The sequence below is a fragment of the Nonomuraea sp. GTA35 genome (genome assembly GCF_041950525.1).
GTDB lineage: Bacteria > Actinomycetota > Actinomycetes > Streptosporangiales > Streptosporangiaceae > Nonomuraea.
Map to the genome: position 1 here is coordinate 307,829 of NZ_JBGNUV010000001.1, position 16,848 is coordinate 324,676.

Annotated in this window: 11 protein-coding genes and 1 pseudogene; 3 read left to right on the forward strand and 9 right to left on the reverse strand. The window is 72.8% G+C overall.

The features are described from left to right. Positions 1–146: 146 nt before the first annotated feature. The 4 genes and pseudogenes from ACBJ32_RS01350 to ACBJ32_RS01365 all read right to left on the reverse strand — a co-directional run. Positions 147–1,622, reverse strand: a pseudogene (locus ACBJ32_RS01350) (S8 family serine peptidase); the annotation flags it as partial. Between the two features lie 10 nt (positions 1,623–1,632). Continuing rightward, the gene (locus ACBJ32_RS01355; RefSeq protein WP_375125979.1) at positions 1,633–2,676 is read right to left on the reverse strand and encodes a hypothetical protein; all 1,044 of its coding nucleotides are present in this window, start codon (positions 2,674–2,676) and stop codon (positions 1,633–1,635) included. Then, complete coding sequence (locus ACBJ32_RS01360; RefSeq protein WP_375125007.1) at positions 2,595–6,809, reverse strand: hypothetical protein; 4,215 nt, start codon at positions 6,807–6,809, stop codon at positions 2,595–2,597. The genes ACBJ32_RS01355 and ACBJ32_RS01360 overlap by 82 nt, the downstream gene beginning before the upstream one ends. A gap of 224 nt (positions 6,810–7,033) precedes the next feature. Then, positions 7,034–8,656: an ATP-binding cassette domain-containing protein gene (locus ACBJ32_RS01365; protein WP_375125008.1), complete on the reverse strand. Its 1,623-nt coding sequence runs from the start codon at positions 8,654–8,656 to the stop codon at positions 7,034–7,036. Between the two features lie 213 nt (positions 8,657–8,869). On the opposite strand from ACBJ32_RS01365, the gene ACBJ32_RS01370 reads away from it, so the two are divergent. Next, positions 8,870–9,238, forward strand: a complete 369-nt coding sequence (locus ACBJ32_RS01370; RefSeq protein WP_375125009.1) for a bleomycin resistance protein — start codon at positions 8,870–8,872, stop codon at positions 9,236–9,238. An 11-nt stretch (positions 9,239–9,249) separates the two neighbouring features. Here the strand turns inward: ACBJ32_RS01370 and ACBJ32_RS01375 are convergent, their stop codons facing one another. The 4 genes from ACBJ32_RS01375 to ACBJ32_RS01390 are packed head-to-tail and all read right to left on the reverse strand — an operon-like array spanning position 9,250 to position 14,069. Further along, entirely contained in the window at positions 9,250–10,881 is a 1,632-nt protein-coding gene (locus tag ACBJ32_RS01375) for a dihydrolipoamide acetyltransferase family protein (protein ID WP_375125010.1), read from the reverse strand. Further along, positions 10,878–11,894, reverse strand: coding sequence for an alpha-ketoacid dehydrogenase subunit beta (locus ACBJ32_RS01380; protein ID WP_375125011.1), 1,017 nt, complete (start codon positions 11,892–11,894; stop codon positions 10,878–10,880). The genes ACBJ32_RS01375 and ACBJ32_RS01380 overlap by 4 nt, the downstream gene beginning before the upstream one ends. 1 nt (position 11,895) lies before the next feature. Continuing rightward, entirely contained in the window at positions 11,896–13,002 is a 1,107-nt protein-coding gene (pdhA, locus tag ACBJ32_RS01385) for a pyruvate dehydrogenase (acetyl-transferring) E1 component subunit alpha (RefSeq protein ID WP_375125012.1), read from the reverse strand. 8 nt (positions 13,003–13,010) lie between these two features. Next, on the reverse strand, positions 13,011–14,069 hold the full coding sequence (locus ACBJ32_RS01390; protein WP_375125013.1) for a histidinol-phosphate transaminase: 1,059 nt from the start codon (positions 14,067–14,069) through the stop codon (positions 13,011–13,013). Positions 14,070–14,185: 116 nt separating this feature from the next. Between ACBJ32_RS01390 and ACBJ32_RS01395 the strand changes: the two genes are divergently transcribed. Further along, positions 14,186–14,692: an Lrp/AsnC family transcriptional regulator gene (locus tag ACBJ32_RS01395; RefSeq protein ID WP_357886986.1), complete on the forward strand. Its 507-nt coding sequence runs from the start codon at positions 14,186–14,188 to the stop codon at positions 14,690–14,692. Here the strand turns inward: ACBJ32_RS01395 and ACBJ32_RS01400 are convergent. Then, positions 14,689–15,153 carry a GbsR/MarR family transcriptional regulator gene (locus ACBJ32_RS01400; protein WP_375125014.1) on the reverse strand — a complete coding sequence of 155 codons (465 nt, stop codon included), beginning with the start codon at positions 15,151–15,153 and terminating at the stop codon, positions 14,689–14,691. The two genes, ACBJ32_RS01395 and ACBJ32_RS01400, sit on opposite strands and share 4 nt — an antisense overlap. 123 nt (positions 15,154–15,276) lie before the next feature. On the opposite strand from ACBJ32_RS01400, the gene ACBJ32_RS01405 reads away from it, so the two are divergent. After that, positions 15,277–16,836 carry a GMC family oxidoreductase gene (locus ACBJ32_RS01405; RefSeq protein WP_375125015.1) on the forward strand — a complete coding sequence of 520 codons (1,560 nt, stop codon included), beginning with the start codon at positions 15,277–15,279 and terminating at the stop codon, positions 16,834–16,836. Positions 16,837–16,848 lie beyond the last annotated feature (12 nt).

The following is a 16,848-nucleotide window of genomic DNA, read 5'->3' on the forward strand; positions in this document are numbered from 1 at the left end:
CCGCCCTCCGGCCACCACAGTGCGGCGTCGAGCGCCATGCCCTGGGACACAGAGATGGGGATGTCAACGTGCTGGCCTTGTGACATGTCCAGCCTGCCCCACCAGAGACGGCCGGCCGCCGGGAGGCGGATGCGTCCTGCGCCGTGGGCGTTGTCGAGCGCGTGCGGGTTCTGCCCGGACAGGATCAGGAACGCATACACCTGGCCGGGGTCGACCGTTCCTGGGCTCAGGGACAGCCACTCGCGCAGGATCGCGGCGGCCCCGGCGGCGTAGGGGGTCGCGCCGCTCGTGCCATCGAACCTCGCGGTGGCGCTGTCTGCGGTGGCGCTGGCCGTCACCGTGTTCGTCGGCGCCTGGATGTCGGGTTTGTACCTGCCGTCCTCGGTGGGCCCGCGGCTCTGCTCGTCGATGTCGTCGCCCGTCAACGCGTCGAAGCAGCCCACGCCGATCACCTTGTGCGCCACGGCGGGCTCCTTGACGGACCGTTCCCAGGGGCCGTAGTTGCCGTTCGCCGCGATGACGACGGCCCCGGCGTCGAACGCGTTGTCGGCCGCCATGGAGATGCCACTCCAGGCGGTGCCGTCACCCTGCGTCTCGGCCACGATGACACGGTCGAGGCGGCGGAGCGCGTTCTCGAAGGCCCGGATCGTGGCGCCGGCCACGAGACCGCCGATGCAGCTCCCGTCGGGAGCCCGTTCGGAGGAGTAGACCTTCCAGCTGTCCAGCGTGAGGCCGGTGACGCCGAGATAGTCGTCGCCCAGGCGATGGTTCCCTGTGATGATCGCCGCGCTGGCCGTGCCGTGGTTCTGGCAGTCGTCCGGGTCGATGCCGGGACCGGATCGGCAATCCTGGCCGCCGTTGACGCAGTCGCACAGGTCGCCGAGGTGTGATGGCTCGTTGAACAGCACGTGCGTGCTCCGGACGCCGGTGTCGAGCAGGCCGATGAACCCGGAGGCGTGGTGGGTACCGGCGAGGGAGCCGGAGCCGATGAGTTTCCTGCCGTCGGAGACCCTGGCCTCCGGAGGGCTCTGCGGGGGCTGCTCGCCGCCCTCGTCCGGCTGGACGTACAGCACCTCGGCGTCCTCGATCAGGCGCCGGACCTCCTTAAGCGGCATCAGCACTCGCAGCGCGCGGACCAGCCAGAACCTCTCCAGTACCTCGGCCCCGTGCTGTCTGCTCATCCGGTCGCCCAGTTCCTCATAGTCGTCGGCCCTGGCAGCCTGCGTGAAGCGGGCCAACTCGTCGGCCGCGGCGAGCCGGTGGCGGTTCTCCTCACTGTCCCGCCCGCCTGGGGCGGGGTCGGGGAAGCGGGGGACCCCCAGGCCGTCCCTGAAGGTGATGACCAGGACGACCCGGTCCTCCGGATCCCGTTCGGCGAGCCAGCGCTGCAGGAGGGGATGCGTCTTCTGGCCCGGATGCTTCTCGGGCGGCGAGCCGGACGGGCGCGGGGAGTCATCGCCGGTGACCTTCTTCCCGGCCTCCTGATGGGACCGTGCGCAGGCGGGGAGCTCCGTCTCGGTGTGCCGCAGCGGCCTGCCGTCCAGGAGAACGGCCTCGTTGACGGTGCCGACCGGAATGTCGTCGCCGTGCGAAGGGCAAGAATGCGGCCCTGATGTAGTCATCTCGTTTTCCTCAGCTTGTGGGCCCTTGTCTCCACGCGCTCTTGCCTTTCGGCGTGCCGTGGTACTTGACCCGCCACCAGTAACCCTTCTTGCGGCTGGTCCACACGACGTAGATGCCGTCGCCGTCGCCGCCGCTCGGCGAGCCCCCCTGTGGGCCGGTCGGCGTTCCTTCGACGGTGTTGCCGGGTGATTTGGTGGATTTGTGACGCCTGATCGAGATGTCGTCGGCGGCATTCCTGTCACCGATGGTGATCCTCGCAGTGTGTACGAGTTTGCCGTAGCTGTTGGTGGCGGGATTGTTGTACACGACGGTCGCAGGCGCCGGCGGGCCCGGCTGGACGGTGATGGGGATCAGATCGCTGGTGGCCCCCGCCGGAGGTTCTGCCGCGATACGTAGTTCGGCCCACACTGAGCCACTTTGGTCAAGGACGATATCCGTGCGGAACCTGCCCTCGCCGTCCGTGACGGTGCGGGCGATCTCGTAACGTGTCACCTTGTTCGGCGTCTCGAAGACGACGGAGATGAGCTGACCGTGGACACTCCTGCCTTCGACATGCACGGCCCCCGTCATCTTGGTCTTCCCGGTGGGACCGAGGTCGTTGTCCGACACGGCCGCCTGGATGCTGACCGCCCCGTCGAACTCGTCCAGGATGACGTCGAATTCCTCGGCGTCCTCGAACTCCTCGATGCGCAGGTGAAGTGCCCATGCCCCGGGCGGATCCTGGGATGAGAACGTGCGCTTCGCCGTCCATTTCCTGCCGTCGTCGCTTCCGAAGGCGAGCTCCGGTCCGGCCGGGGAGCCGTCGGGAGCCGTGAGATGTCCCGTCACGGTCGGTCCCTTCTGCCTGATCTGCACGGCGAAGGTGACGACCTGGGGAGTGGCGGTCAGGACCAGTGTGTCGGGGACGTCGATGTCCTCGATCTCGAAGGTGATGTCAGTGGGCTCGATCATCGCGGTCTCCTCTTCGCAGGTCAGCAGACCTGTCGGTACTCCTGTTGACTGGTGAGCCGCCTCCAGGCGGCCTCGTCCAGGGCGGCGTGCGCCCGGCGGCACACCTCGGCCGCGGCGCGGGCGGGGGCGATCGGCAGGTCGCGCAGCGCTCCGTCGGCGCCCACGCTGGTGAGGGCGGCCCCGTCCGCGGTGAAGGCGAGCGCGAGCACACCACCCGCGTGCTGGGCCACCGGGCTGCCGAGCAACCTGTTGTCGCGGACGTTCCACAACCAGATCCCGCCCGAGGTGTCGCCGGCGGCCAGCAGCAGGCCGTCCGGGGAGAACGCGGTCACGGACAGTTGCCGGAGCTCGTCCGCCGGCCCGCGCAAGGTCCTGGTCTTGCGGAGCGTGACGGCATCCCAGAGATCGACGTCCATGCCTGTCCCGCCGGCGGCGATGAGCGTACCGGCCGGGTCGATGGCCAGCGGACGCCCGCCGCTGCCTCCGCTGCCGAACAGCTGCGGATGCGGCCGGCCCGTAGCCAGCTCCACGACGCCGTTGGCCTCGGCGCCGTTGACGGCCAGCAGCCGGCCGTCCGCGCTGAAGGCCATCCGGGGGCCACCCGGCGAGCCGATCGTCCGCGCGGGCGCGTCCGGGCGTTCCGTGTTCACCAGCCGCACGTCCTGCCAGGCGTTGTCGCGGCGCGGGGCGACGGCCAGCTCCTGCCCGTCGGGGGTGAACGCCAGGCCGCTGACCCAGTCGGTGTCGTCCACCTTGATGACGCCTCGTACGTTCCCCGTGGCGGCGTCCCAGAGCGTCACCTCGGGGGCGGCGCCGCTGCTCGTCGCCAGGATGTGGCCATCGGGGCTGAACGCGGCGCGGACGGGTTGCTCGGTGGACGCACCGATGGCCAGCGGCGTCCTGCCTGGCCCCGCGAGCACCATCGTGTCGCCCTGCACGGCCACGGCCCGCGCCTGCGGGTCGATCGCCGCGTAGGTGGCGTGCGGGACGAGCTCGGTGCGGGAGGTGAGCGTGGCCACGTCGAAGCGGGTGACCTGCCCGTCGGTTCGCAGGTAGGAGAGGGTCGCGGCCGTGGCGTCCAGCCGTGGTTTGCCGGTGATCTCATCCGCTGATCTGGACAGCACTCTGGTTCCGTCACGCTGCCACAGAGCAATGCCGGAGGCGTCGTAGGTGGCCACATGGGTGCCGTTGGCATCGAAGGCGAGATCGTAGGGGACGGCGTCCCGCAGGAGGCCGTCGGCCCAGCGGCGCGCCGCCAGGTCCCAGAACCGGACACCGGCCTCGGTGGTCACGGCCAGTGTCCGGCCGTCCGGCGCGAAGCCGGCGGCCCCTCCGCTGCTAGGATCGACCGGACCGGGCGCCGGGATCGGCCGGTGCCGCCGGTCGAACAGCTCGTAGCCCTTGCCGTCGGAGATCGTGAGCACCGTGCTGCCATCGGCGGACACCTCGATACCCTCCAGATCGGAGGCGGCGCTGTGCCACACGCGCTCGCGCAGACGGGTCACGGCCCAGGCCTGACCACCGCCGCCGATCTTGAGCATGGTGAGAACGCTGCCGTCACCGTTGAAGGCAAGCTCGTCCGCGCCGGCCAGCCCGAACGGGGCGCCGTCCGGTTTCCCCGTCCGTAGGTCCCAGAGCTGGACGGCGCTGGACGAGCCGACCGCGAGGACGGCATCGTCGGGGCTCAGCGCGATGGCGGTGACCTCGCCGCCGAGGTCGAGGCCGGCGCGGGCCGGCGCCTGCCCGCCGGCCACGTCCCGGAGCGACAGCTTGCCGTCGCGGACCTCGGCCAGGGTGGCGCCGTCGTGGCTGAGGGCGGCGCGAGTGGCGCCGGCACCGGCTGACGGCCGCAGCACGTGCAGCTCGCGCTGCGCCAGCGCACCGTAGAGTGCCACCGCGGCGTCCAGGTCGTCAGGGGCCATCCGCCAGGCGGCCACACTCAGCAGCAGGGCCTCGGCCGGCGACGACGTACGCAGAGAGTCGGCGCGGTCCGCGGTCTCTCGGGCGAGGCGCAGCTCGCTCTGCCGGCCGGCCGACATCGCCCGCTCGGTGGCGAACCCGCTCGCGGCCAGGGCGGTGGCCAGGAGCGTGGCCAGCACACCGCGGGAGCGGCGCCGGCCCCGCCTGCGGCCGTCCTCCGCCGTGCTGGCCGCGCCGAGGAACTCCTGGACGAGCCCGCCGCTCATGGCGGGGTACCGTCGAGAGTCGGCGGTCCACCGCGATGCGGCGGCCAGCACGCTCGCAAGCTGGGTCCCCCGGTAGAGGAACGAAGGATCGTCTCCGTTCCTGCGCCACTCACCGGCGTCGTCGAGCAGCTGGCTGTACAGGAGGCGTTCGCCTTCCTCCTCGCGCAGCCAGCCGCGCAACCGGGGCCAGGTGTCGAACAGCACGTCATGGGCCAGCTCCGCCGCATTCTCACTCAGGACGACCAGTCGCGCGGCGGCGAACACGTCGAGCACGGCGGCCACGTCCTCGGCGGCGCCCGCCACAGCGGCCGGTAAATCCGCCCGCCTGACCCGGCGGCGAACCGTCCGTCCGCCGGCGGTCACGGCCGTCAGATGAAGGATCACGTGCTGGGCGAGCTCGCGTGCCTGCGGGGCGAGCGAGCGGAAGGCGGACTCCGCGCTGTGCTGCACCGCCCGGGCGACACCGCCAGAGCGTCCGTATCCCCGGCTGGTCAGGCGGTGACCATCCCGGTTCTCCCAGGTGATCAGCATGGCCTGGGACAGCAGGGGCAGAACGCCTGTCTCGTCCAGGGTGCCGTCGCCGTCCGGGCGCAGGTCACCGAGCACGGCGTCGGCGAGCCCCGGTTCAAGTACGAGACCGGCGTGTTCGGCGGGGCCCGAGATGGCGCGGCGCAGTTCGGATCGCGACATCGGGCCGACCAGGAACTGCCCCTCCCGCAGCGCAGGGGCGAGCTGAGGATGGGCGGCGCAACGAGCCCAGTAGTCACCTCGCACGCCCAGGATGACCAGCGCGGCCGGCTCGGGCAGGCCGCTCATCGCCGCCAGCGACCCGATGAACGCCTCCGTCTGCGTGCCGTCACCAGCCGTGAAGACCTCCTCGAACTGGTCGATCATCAGGATCAGCCGCTGGCTGGACAAGCTGGGGAAGGCGGCCTCCTCGTGGGAGAGCAACGCCTGCCGGACGAGCAGGTGCGCAAGCTCGGGCCTGCGGCTCAACCCGTCTCGCACGGATATGGTGTCCATCCGGCCCAGCGCGGCCACGTGGGCGGCCAGCTCGTCCAGAGGCGTGCGCCCTGGAGTGATCAGCACCCGCGGCCAGTTTTGCGAGCCAGGCAGCAACGCCCCTCTGGCCAGGGCGGGGACGAGGCCTGCGCGCAGGAGCGAGGACTTGCCCGCGCCGGAAGCTCCGGTGACCACCACCATGCCGCCGATCTCCAGCGTTTCGGCCACCTTGCCGACGAGATCCGCAGTCATGCGCTCGCGGCCGTGGAAGACGTCGGCGTGCTCGGGCTCGAAGGGCCACAGCCCCCGGTAGGGGCATGCACCGGCCCAGTCGCCGTCCTCTGCGCCGCGGGGGAGACCGATGCGAGTGCGCCGCTCGACGAGGGAGATCTTCTCCTCGATCAGCCGCAGGCTGATCGACTGGTTGCGCAACCAGTCACGGTCCGCGCGATGTTCCGCGTCCTGACGGCGCAACATCTGCTGGATCGATGCCGCGCTGCCGAGCAGGGCCGACAGCACGAAGGCGAACTCGTCGAAGCCGCCGCTGAGATCGGCGAGCAGATCGGCCACGCGCGCCTGGTACTCCGGGTCGCCGGTCGCCACCGCTGCTTCCATGGCGGTCCTGACCGCGCCGATCTCCTCCAGGATGACGGCGAGCTCGGCGCGCAGGGCCTGAGCCCGCACGCCCTCGTCCGTCAGTGCGTTCATCAGCCGCTCGGCCAGCTCTCGCTCGATCAGCTCCGGCGCGGGCGGCGCCGTGTCCGGAGGGGCGCCGTCGCCGCCGCGCAGGCGGGCGATCGCGCCCATGACCACTTCGGTCAGGACGTTCGCACCGACCGAGCCGAGGACTGACAGGCCTTCCGCCGCCATACCGCCGGCCGCCGCACCGGCTACGGGGGCCAAGGCCGACGCCGAGAGAACCGCCACGAAGGCGGTCGGCGTCAGGCGCCGCAACCACCGGGCGTCCCTGGCGATCCGCGCGCGGATCCCGGCCCGCATCTGCTGGGACTCGTCCTCAGACAGACGCGCCCGGCTGCTGTCTGCCACGGCGGCCTCGTCCCTTTGCGGTGGTGACCACGAGCTCCTCGGACGCGTGAGCGCGAACGGCCGCAGCGCCTCGAATCGTCAGGATCGTAACCGCGCGCCCAACACACTGCCTCAGGGACGGGCTTAGGGAATCCCCTAGTGTGCCGTGCGGTGCACGCCCCAGCCTTTGCGATTGTCCGGGCGGCCTCAGGGCCGCACCGTGCGGGCGGTGCGGCTGTCCGGTCTCAGAGCCGAAGCCGGGGCCATGACTCCGTGTCGCGCAGGAGCCGGCGGTCGTGGCTGGCCAGCACCACCGCGGCGCCCATCGTGGCCAGCGCCTCGGTCAGCTCCTCCATCAGCACCATGGACAGGTGGTTGGTCGGCTCGTCGAGCAGCACCACCTGCGGCCGGGAGGCCAGCAGGAGCGCCAGGTCTAGCCGGCGCCGCTGCCCCACCGACAGCTCGGCGACCGGCCGGTGCAGGGCCTCCGACGGGAGCAGGCCGAGCCGGCCGAGCCCGATCGTGGCCCCCTCGTCGAGCTCGCCCGAGCCGACGAGCCTGCCCACGGCGGCCTCGTACACCTCGAAGGCCCGGCGCCGCGACGGCGGCGGCGACTCCTGGGCGAGCAGGCCGACGCGCGCGCCCCGCCTGCCCTGCACGGCGCCCGAGTCCGGGGCGAGCCGGCCCGCGAGCACGTGCAGGAGGCTCGACTTGCCCGAGCCGTTCGGGCCGGTCACCACCAGGCGGTCGCCCGCGCGCAGCAGCACCGACTGCGGCGCGTCCAAGCGGCCCCGGACGGTCACGCCGTCGGCGCGCAGCAGCGTGACCCCGGCGGGCGCGTCCAGGTGCGGCGGCTGGAACCGCAGCGGCGGCTCCGGCACGTCCACGAGGTGCGCCTCCAGCTCCTCCTGCCGCCGGTGCACCGCCCGCACCAGGGCCGGCGCGCGGGTGGCGCGGGTGTGCTTGCCGGTGCCCTTGTCCGGCCGCCAGCCGGTGGACAGCCGGTTCTGGGCCGCGGAGAGGTCCTGGGCGAGGCGCCGGTGTTCGAGCTGCTGGTCCCGGTAGGCGGTCTCCCAGCGCTCGCGCTCGGCCCGCCGGCCCTCGTGGTAGCCCGCGTACCCGCCCCCGTACGTGCGGGGACGCCCGTCGCTGGTCGGGTCGAGGTCCAGCACCACGGTGACCACGTCCGACAGCAGCGCCCGGTCGTGGCTGACCAGCACCACGCCGCCGGGATGCGCGCGCAGCGCGGCGGTCAGGTGGTCCAGGCCGCCGGAGTCGAGATGGTTGGTCGGCTCGTCGAGCAGCAGCAGGTCGTGCCCGGCGCCCAGCAGGCAGGCCAGCCGGATCCGGTACCGCTGCCCGACGGACAGCTCCGCCAGCGGCACGGAACGGTCGCTGACCGCGCTGAGCGCGGCGAGCGAGACGTCGACCCGGTGGTCGGCTTCCCAGGCGCCGATGGAGTCGGCGGCCGCGAGCGCCTCGGCGTACGCCTCCTCGGCGCCGGGACGCTCCTCGACCAGGTCGAGAGCGGCCGACTCGAACGCGCGCAACACCGCGCGCACCTGCGCCAGTTCGACGTCGATGAGATCGCCGACCGTGCCGTCACCGGCGACCGGCATCTCCTGGTCGGCGACGCCCAGCGTGCCGGCCCGGTGCACGGTTCCCGAGTCGGGGGTCAGCGTGCCGGCGAGCACCTGCAGCAGGGTGGTCTTCCCGCGGCCGTTCTCGCCGACCACGCCGAGGCGGTCGCCGGGGGAGACGGTGAGGTCCACGCCGGTCAGGACCGGCCGGCCACCGCGCGACAGGCGCAGGTCGGTGGCGTTGAGATGCGCTCGCGAACGAGCGGATGGCATGACGATGGCAGACATGTACTTCCTGTCGAAGACAGGCTCACGCGCGCCCCGGGCGTGGGGGCGGGGAACCTGAGGGTGAGAGACGACGGCGAACGTGCCCGGCCGCGCCCCTGACGGGCGGGCGAGGCGGTCGTCCTCACAGGAAGTACAGATGCACGGGCCCAGTTTATCCGGAAACCGGGCCTACCGGGGGCATGATGGGGGCAGGGCCGGATGAGGAGGTTCGCGGTGGCGGACGGAGTGGTGTTCGAGAGCGTGGCGCCGGTGGTGCCGGTGCTGGACCTGGACGCGGCGATGGAGCGGTATCGCCGGCTCGGCTTCGACGTCCGCGCCTACGAAGGCGGCGCGCGTTACGCCTTCGTCGCACGCGGCGGCGTGTCGCTGCACCTGAACGAGTGGGCCGAGCACGATCCCGGCCGCACCGGCGCGGTCGTCTACCTGTACGTCTCCGACGCGGGCGCGGTGCACGCCGAGTGGGCGGCCGCCGGCGTCCCGGGGCGGCTCGGGCGACCCCAGGACACCGAGTACGGGCTGCGCGAGTTCGCCTACGTCGACCCCGACGGGACCCTGCACCGCGTCGGGTCGCCACTCGGCTGACCGGCCGTCTCTCAGAGGTCGGCCAGCAGGGTCGCCGGGCGTTCCACGCAGTCGGCGACGTAACGGAGGAAGCCTCCGGCGACGCCGCCGTCGCAGACGCGGTGGTCGAACGTGAACGAGAGCTGGGCGACCTTGCGGACGGCGAGGGTGCCGTCCACCGCCCATGGCCTGTCGATGATGCGGCCGATGCCCAGGAGGGCGGCCTCGGGGTGGTTGATGATCGGGGTGGAGCCGTCCACGCCGAACACGCCGTAGTTGTTGAGCGTGAACGTGCCTCCTGTCAGCGCCTGCGGGGGCAGGGTGCCCTCGCGGGCCAGGGTGGTCAGGCGGGCCAGCTCGGCCGCCAGCTCCGTCAGCGTCATGCGGTGGGCGTCGCGGATGACCGGGACGACCAGGCCGCGCTCCGTCTGGGCGGCGAAGCCCAGGTGGATCTGCGGGTAGCGGACGATCTCGGCCCGTTCGAGGTCGACCGTGGAGTTCAGCTCCGGGTAGCGGCGCAGGCCGGCGACGCAGATGCGGGCCAGCAGCGCCAGCAGGCCGATGCGCCGGTCGGGGACGGCGGCGCGCAGCGCGTCCTTGGTCTCCAGCAGGCCGGTGGCGTCCACGTCCACCCAGGTCGTGGCGTCGGGGATCTCGCTCCTGCTCCGGGACAGCTTCTCGGCCACCGCCCGGCGCAGGCCGCGCAGCGGGATCCGCTCCGGTTCCTGAGCCGAGGAGGAGGCGGCGGCGAGCGTGTCGGACCGCGGGGCGGAGAGGGCGGCGGGCGCGTCGTGCCGCGGTGTGGCGGGCGCGTCGTGCTGCGGCGCGTGGGCGGTGGTGGTGCCCGGCCGCGCGGCCTGCTGCGGCGCGGAGAGGGCGACGGCGGCGGGCAGGCCGTGGCGCGACACCGCGGCCGGCTCGCGGGCCTGCGCGATGGCACGCTCGACGTCCCGGCGCAGGATGACCCGGTTGGGGCCGCTGGGTGTGATCCCGGCCAGGTCGATGCCGTTCTCCTGCGCCAGCCTGCGGACCAGCGGAGAGATCACGCGAGGCGCCTCCCCGCGGCCTGTCCCGGCAGATGGGGCAGCGGCCGGCGTGGCGGTGCGCGGAACGGCGCCGGGCGACCCGGTGGTGGGCGGCGCGGTGGTGGGTGGCACGGCGCCGGGCGGAACGGCCACGCCGAGGCGGGCGGTCCCGGCGGGCCGGCTCGCGGCTGGGGCCGCCTCTGCGCGGGTGGCGGCGGGCGACGGGGCCGAGCCGGTGCGGCCTCTGCGCCGGCGTCGCTGCCCCGGAAGGTGGCCGGTGCCGTAGCCGATCAGCACGTTGCCGGACCCGGCCCGCTCCTCCTCCCGGTAGCGCTCCGCCGCCGCGCCGGCCCCCGCTTCCGAGCCGACACCCGTGCCGGGGGCGGGGGCGGGCGCGCCGACCGAGATGAGCGGATCGCCCACCGAGAGGGTCGTCCCCGCCTCGGCGTGCAGCTCCAGCACGGTGCCCGCGTAGGGGACGGGCACCTCCACGGCCGCCTTGGCCGTCTCCACCTCCACCACGATCTGGTCGATCTCCACGGTGTCCCCGACGGCGACCTTCCAGACCACCACCTCCGCCTCGGTCAGCCCCTCGCCGAGGTCGGGCAGCCGGAAGAGCTGTGCCTCAAGAGTGTTCACGCCGCCCCCCTGGTCAGATGCCGAACGTCGGGCCGGTCGTCGAACTGCAGCCGGTCCACGGCGTCCAGCACCCGGTCCACCCCGGGCAGATGCGCGTGCTCCAGCATCGGCGGCGGGTAGGGGATGTCGAACCCGGCCACCCGCAGCACGGGCGCGGCCAGCGAGTGGAAGCACCGCTCCTGCACCCGCGCCGCGATCTCGGCCCCCACCCCCGCGAACCCCTGCGCCTCCTGCACGACCACGCACCGCCCGGTACGCCGCACCGACTCGACCACGGTCTCGTCGTCGAACGGCACGATCGTCCGCAGGTCCACGACCTCCAGGTCCAGACCGTCCTCGGCGGCGGCGGAGGCTGCCTCCAGCGCGACGGGCACCGAGGGCCCGTAGGCGACCAGGGTGGCGTCACGCCCGGGCCGCCGGATCGCCGCCCGCCCGAACGGCGCCGCCGCGCGCCGCTCCAGCGCGGCCTCCGCCTTGGCCCAGTACAGCTTCTTCGGCTCCAGGAACACCACCGGATCGGGATCGGCGACGGCGTCCCGCAGCAGCCAGTAGGCGTCCTCGACGGTGGCCGGGGTGACGACCTTCAGCCCGGGCGTGTGGGCGTAGTACGCCTCGCTGGAGTCGCAGTGGTGCTCGACGCCGCCGATGCCGCCCGCGTACGGGACCCGGATCACCATCGGCAGCGACAGCCGTCCCCGGGTGCGGTTGCGCAGCTTGGCGACGTGCGAGGCGATCTGCTCGAACGCCGGGTAGGCGAAGGCGTCGAACTGCATCTCCACCACCGGCCGGAAACCGCCCATCGCCATGCCGACCGCGAGGCCGACGATGCCCGACTCGGCCAGCGGCGTGTCGAAGCACCGTTCCTCGCCGAAGTCCCTGGTCAGCCCGTCGGTGATGCGGAAGACGCCGCCGAGCGGCCCGACGTCCTCGCCGAAGACCAGCACGCGCTCGTCGTCGCGCAGCGCGTCGCGCAGGGCCGTGTTCAGGGCCTGCGCCATCGAGACGGTGGGCATGTCAGCTCTCCTGTGCGTTCAGCTCGGCCCGCAGCTGCTCGCGCTGTTCGAGGAGCTGGGGGGTGGGCTCGGCGTAGACGTGGTCGAAGATCTCGAGGAGGTCGGGCTCGGTGTCGGCGTTCATCCGCGCCCGCAGGTCCGCGGCGAACGACTCGCCCTGCGTACGGGCGGACTCGGCGTCCTCGTCGGTGAGCAGGCCGCGCCCACGCAGGTACGTCTCCAGCCGCGGCAGCGGGTCGGCCGCGCGCCAGCGCCGCACCTCGTCGTCGTCCCGGTAGCGGGTGGCGTCGTCGGCGTTGGTGTGCGCGTCCATCCGGTACGTGTGCGCCTCGACGAGGAAGGGGCCCCGCCCGGAGCGCGCGTGCTCGACGGCCGCGCTCAGCACGGACAGCACCGCCACGAGGTCGTTGCCGTCCACCTGCTCGGCGGGCACGCCGTACCCGACGCCCTTGTACGCCAGCGCCGGCGCCGCGCTCTGCTTGGCCAGCGGCACGGAGATGGCGTACTTGTTGTTCTGCACGAAGAAGACGACCGGCGCCTTGAGCACGGCGGCGAAGTTGAGCGCCTCGTGGAAGTCGCCCTCGCTCGTCCCGCCGTCCCCGATGAAGGCCATCACCACGCCGTCCTCGCCCTTGCGGCGCAGCGCCTCCGCCATGCCGGTGGCGTGCAGCACCTGAGTGGCCAGCGGCGTGCACTGGGGCGCCACCCGGGTCGCGACCGGGTCGTAGCCGCAGTGCCAGTCGCCGCGCAGCAGCGTCAGCACCTCGACCGGGTCGAGGCCGCGCGCCACGAGCGCCACCGAGTCGCGGTAGGTGGGGAACAGCCAGTCCCGCTCGCGCAGCGCCAGCACGCCCGCGACCTGGCAGGCCTCCTGGCCGCGGCTGGACGGGTAGACGGCGAGCCGGCCCTGCTTGGTCAGCGCCGTCGCCTGGGTGTCGAAGCGCCGTCCCACGACCATCCACCGGTACGCCGCGCGCAGCAGGTCGTCCGGCGGCACGTCGTACCCCGCGGGCGCCTTCACGGCGGAGCCGCTCTCATCGACGAACCGGATGGGCGCCTGCGAGGGCAGCAGCTCCCGCACGGCTTTCGCCGACGTCTTCGTGGACATGAAGACACTCACTTTCTGCTGGTCGGAGCGCTCGCCCAGGCTTCGGCCAGGGCGAGGAAGGCGGAGTTCTCCTCCGGCAGGCCGATGGTCACGCGCACGCCCTCGCCGGGGAACGCGCGCACCACCACGCCCTTGTCGAGGCAGTGGGCGGCGAAGGCGGCGCTGTCCTGGCCGAGGGGGAGCCAGACGAAGTTGGCCTGCGAGTCGGGCAGGCCGTAGCCGAGCGCGCGCAGCTCGCGGGTCACCCGCTCGCGCTCGGCGACGGTGAGGGCGCAGCGCCTGGCCACCTCGGGCTGGTCCAGGAGCGCGGCGACGGCGGCCTCCTGGGCGAGGGCGGTGACGCTGAACGGGATCTGCGTCTTGCGGGCCTGGGCGATGACGTCCGCGGGGCCGACGCAGTAGCCGACGCGCAGCCCGGCCAGCGCGTACGCCTTGGAGAACGTCCGCACGACCGCCACGTTGGGCCGGTCGCCGAACAGGTCCAGCGCGTCCGCGGCCGGGTCGGCGTACTCGCGGTAGGCCTCGTCGATGACGATCAGCACGTTCTCGGGCACCCGGTCGACGAAGTCGCGCAGGGCGCCCGCCCCGACGGCCGTCGAGGTCGGGTTGCTGGGGTTGCAGACGAAGATCAGGCGGGTCCTGCCGGTGACCGCCGCCGCCATCGCGGGCAGGTCCTGCGCGTGGTCGCGCAGCGGCACCCGTACGGCGACGCCGCCCGCGACGGCGGTGAGGATCGGGTACGCCTCGAACGAGCGCCACCCGAAGACCACCTCCGACCCCGGATCGACCACCGTGTGCAGGAGCTGCGCGCAGACCTCCGAGGAGCCCGCGCCCACCGCGATCCGTTCGGCGGCCACGCCGTGGTGGGCGGCGAGCGCGTCCACGAGCCGGCCGGCGCCCATGTCCGGGTAGCGGGCCAGACCGCCGGCGAGCTCGGCCAGCCGGTCGGCCACGCCGGGCAGCAGCCCGTACGGGGACTCGTTGCTGGCCAGGATCGCGGCCCCGGGCACCTTCCTGCCCGGCACATACGACCGGAGCCCGGCCAGCGACGAACGGACGTGCACCATCGGCGATCCTCCCTGCGGACATTTGTCACAGAAAGCGTCCGTCCAGCTGGCCATCCGTTCAAGAGAGGACGGATAATGAGCGACAAATGGTTCGGAACCGGCTCTTGGGGGGCCAAATGTCGTCTGAAGTGACCCAGGGGAACGGCTGGCCGGGACGTTCGGCCACCGGGCTGGACGCGGTGGACCGGGCGATCATCGCTGAGCTCCTGCGTGACGGCCGGATGTCGGTACGCACGCTCGCCGAGCGGGTGCACATCTCGCGCGCCAACGCCTACGCCCGCCTGACCCGGCTGGTGGACGACGGCGTGATCACGGGCTTCACGGTCGAGCTCGCGCCGCACAAGGCCGGCCTGGGCACCAGTGCGTACGTGTCGGTGACCATCGAGCAGAACTCCTGGCGCGCGGTGCTGGCCCAGCTCAAGGAGATCCCGTTCGTCGATCACTTCGCCATGGTCGGCGGCGACTACGACATCCTGGTCCTGGTCAGGACGCCGGACAACGAGACGCTGCGGCACGTGGTGCTGGAGCGCATCCAGGACGTGCCGGGCGTGCTGTCCACGCGCACGTGGCTGGTGTTCGACGAGGCGCGCGGCAGCGGCGCGCAGTGGGGGGCGCCGGGCTAGGACTTGAGGGTCCTGTACTCCTCGAAGATCACCTCGATGTGCCGGACCATGAACGTGTAGTACTCGTGCATCTCGTGCAGCCGCCCGCGCTGCGGCTCGGGGAGCTCGTCGCCGCGTGCCCGCGCGTGCTCGGCGAGGACCAGCAGCTCCTTCGTCTGCTCCAGCACGTGCTGCAGGCAGCCGATCCAGGCGTCGGCGCGCCACTCGTAGCCGTACTGGCGCGAGCCGGGCTGCTTGAATCGTCGCACGGTGCCGCTGTCGACCAGGAGGCGGGTGATCTCGGAGACCGAGCCCTTGCTCGCGTCGAGCGCGCTCTGCAGCTCCGCCGTCGTCATGGGCTCGGGGCTGAGCATCAGCACGCCGGCGGCGCGCCCCGCCATGGGCGGCCAGCCCATGGCGCGGCCGATGCGCAGGCCGAAGTCGTCGATCAAGGGGCTCAGGTCGCCCGCCAGGCTGGACACCACCCGTCTCCCAACGGTCAGAAAAAAATGAACTTTCACTCTTGACTGAACTTTTTGCTCACGGCAGTCTACCGGCTAGCCGCGGTCCGGACTTTTCCGGCCGCCCTGAGCAGGAGGTTCGCCGTGACAGACACGGGCTGGGACATCATCGTCGTGGGCGCGGGCTCCGCCGGCGCGGCGCTCGCCGCCCGCGCCGCCGGACGAGGCAGGCGCGTCCTCCTCCTGGAGGCGGGGCCCGACTACCGATCGGCGCGGATGCACGAGGCGTGGCGGTCGCCGAACCCGGTCCGCGCCCTGCTCGACCCCACCGCCGTCGAGGGCATGGTCTGGGCGGGGGTCAACTCCTCGCGCACCGACCAGCAGCCGCAGGCCCCGTACTGGCGCGGGCGGGGAGTGGGCGGCAGCTCCTCGATCAACGGGCAGATCGCGATCCGCCCGCCGGTCGAGGACTTCGAGGACTGGGCCGCGGCGGGCTGTGCCGGCTGGTCATGGCAGGACGTGCTGCCGTACTTCGCCAAGCTGGAGGACGACGAGGAGTTCGGCGACGAGCCGTACCACGGGCGCGGCGGCCCCGCCCCGATCTTCCGCATGCCGCGCGAGCGATGGGGCTCGGTGGACTCCGCCCTGTGCGACGCCGCGCTGGCCGCCGGGCACCCCTGGGCGCCCGACGTCAACGCGCCGGGCGCGATCGGGGTCTCGCCGTACCCGATCAACTCCCGCGCCGGGCGCAGGGTGTCGGTCAACGACGGCTACCTGGAGCCCGCCCGGTCCCTGCCCGGCCTCACCGTACGCGGCGGAGCCCTGGTCGACCGGGTGCTGTTCGCCGGGAACCGGGCCGTCGGCGTACGGGTCGTCCAGGAAGGCACGGTCACGACCGAGTACGCCGGCGAGATCGTGATCAGCGCCGGCGTCATCCACTCCCCGGCCATCCTGCTGCGCTCCGGCGTAGGCCCGGCGGCCGACCTCGAAAGGCTCGGCATCGAGGTCCGGCAGGATCTCCCCGTCGGCCGCGGCATGCAGGACCACCCGATGATCGTCATCAGCCTGCTCCTGGCGGAACACGCCGCCATCCGCACCGCGGACGACCGCCACACCAACGTCTGCGTCCGCTACACCAGCGGCCCCGGCGGCCTGCCGCTGGACATGATGGTCGTCTCGCTGAACCAGAACGTGCTGTCCATGGAGGCCGCCGACAAGCGGCTCCCCGCCGGCGGCGTGGGCGTGTGGCTCAACCAGAACCACTCGCGCGGCGTGCTGACGCTGACCTCCGCCGACCCCGAGGCACAGCCCGAGGTGCGCGAGCGCATGCTGTCGGACGCGCGCGACCTGGAGCGCATGCGCCAGGGCGTCCGCGCCCTGGCCGAGCTCGCCCGCATGCCCGAGGTCGCGCCCATCCTGGCCGCCTCCGCCGAGGCCGCGAACGCGCGGCTGTTCGAGGTGCTGGACGACGACGCCGCGCTCGACCAGCACATCCTGGCCACCGCCATGGACGCCCAGCACGGCACCAGCACCTGCCGCATGGGCGACCCCGGCGACGCCGCCACCGTGGTCGACCCGTCGTGCCGTGTCCTGGGGCTCGACGGGCTGCGCGTGGTGGACGCCTCGATCTTCCCGTCCGTGCCGCGGGCCAACACGAACCTGACAGCGATCATGGCCGGCGAGCTCATGGCCGACCGCCTCTAGGGAGCACCCTCA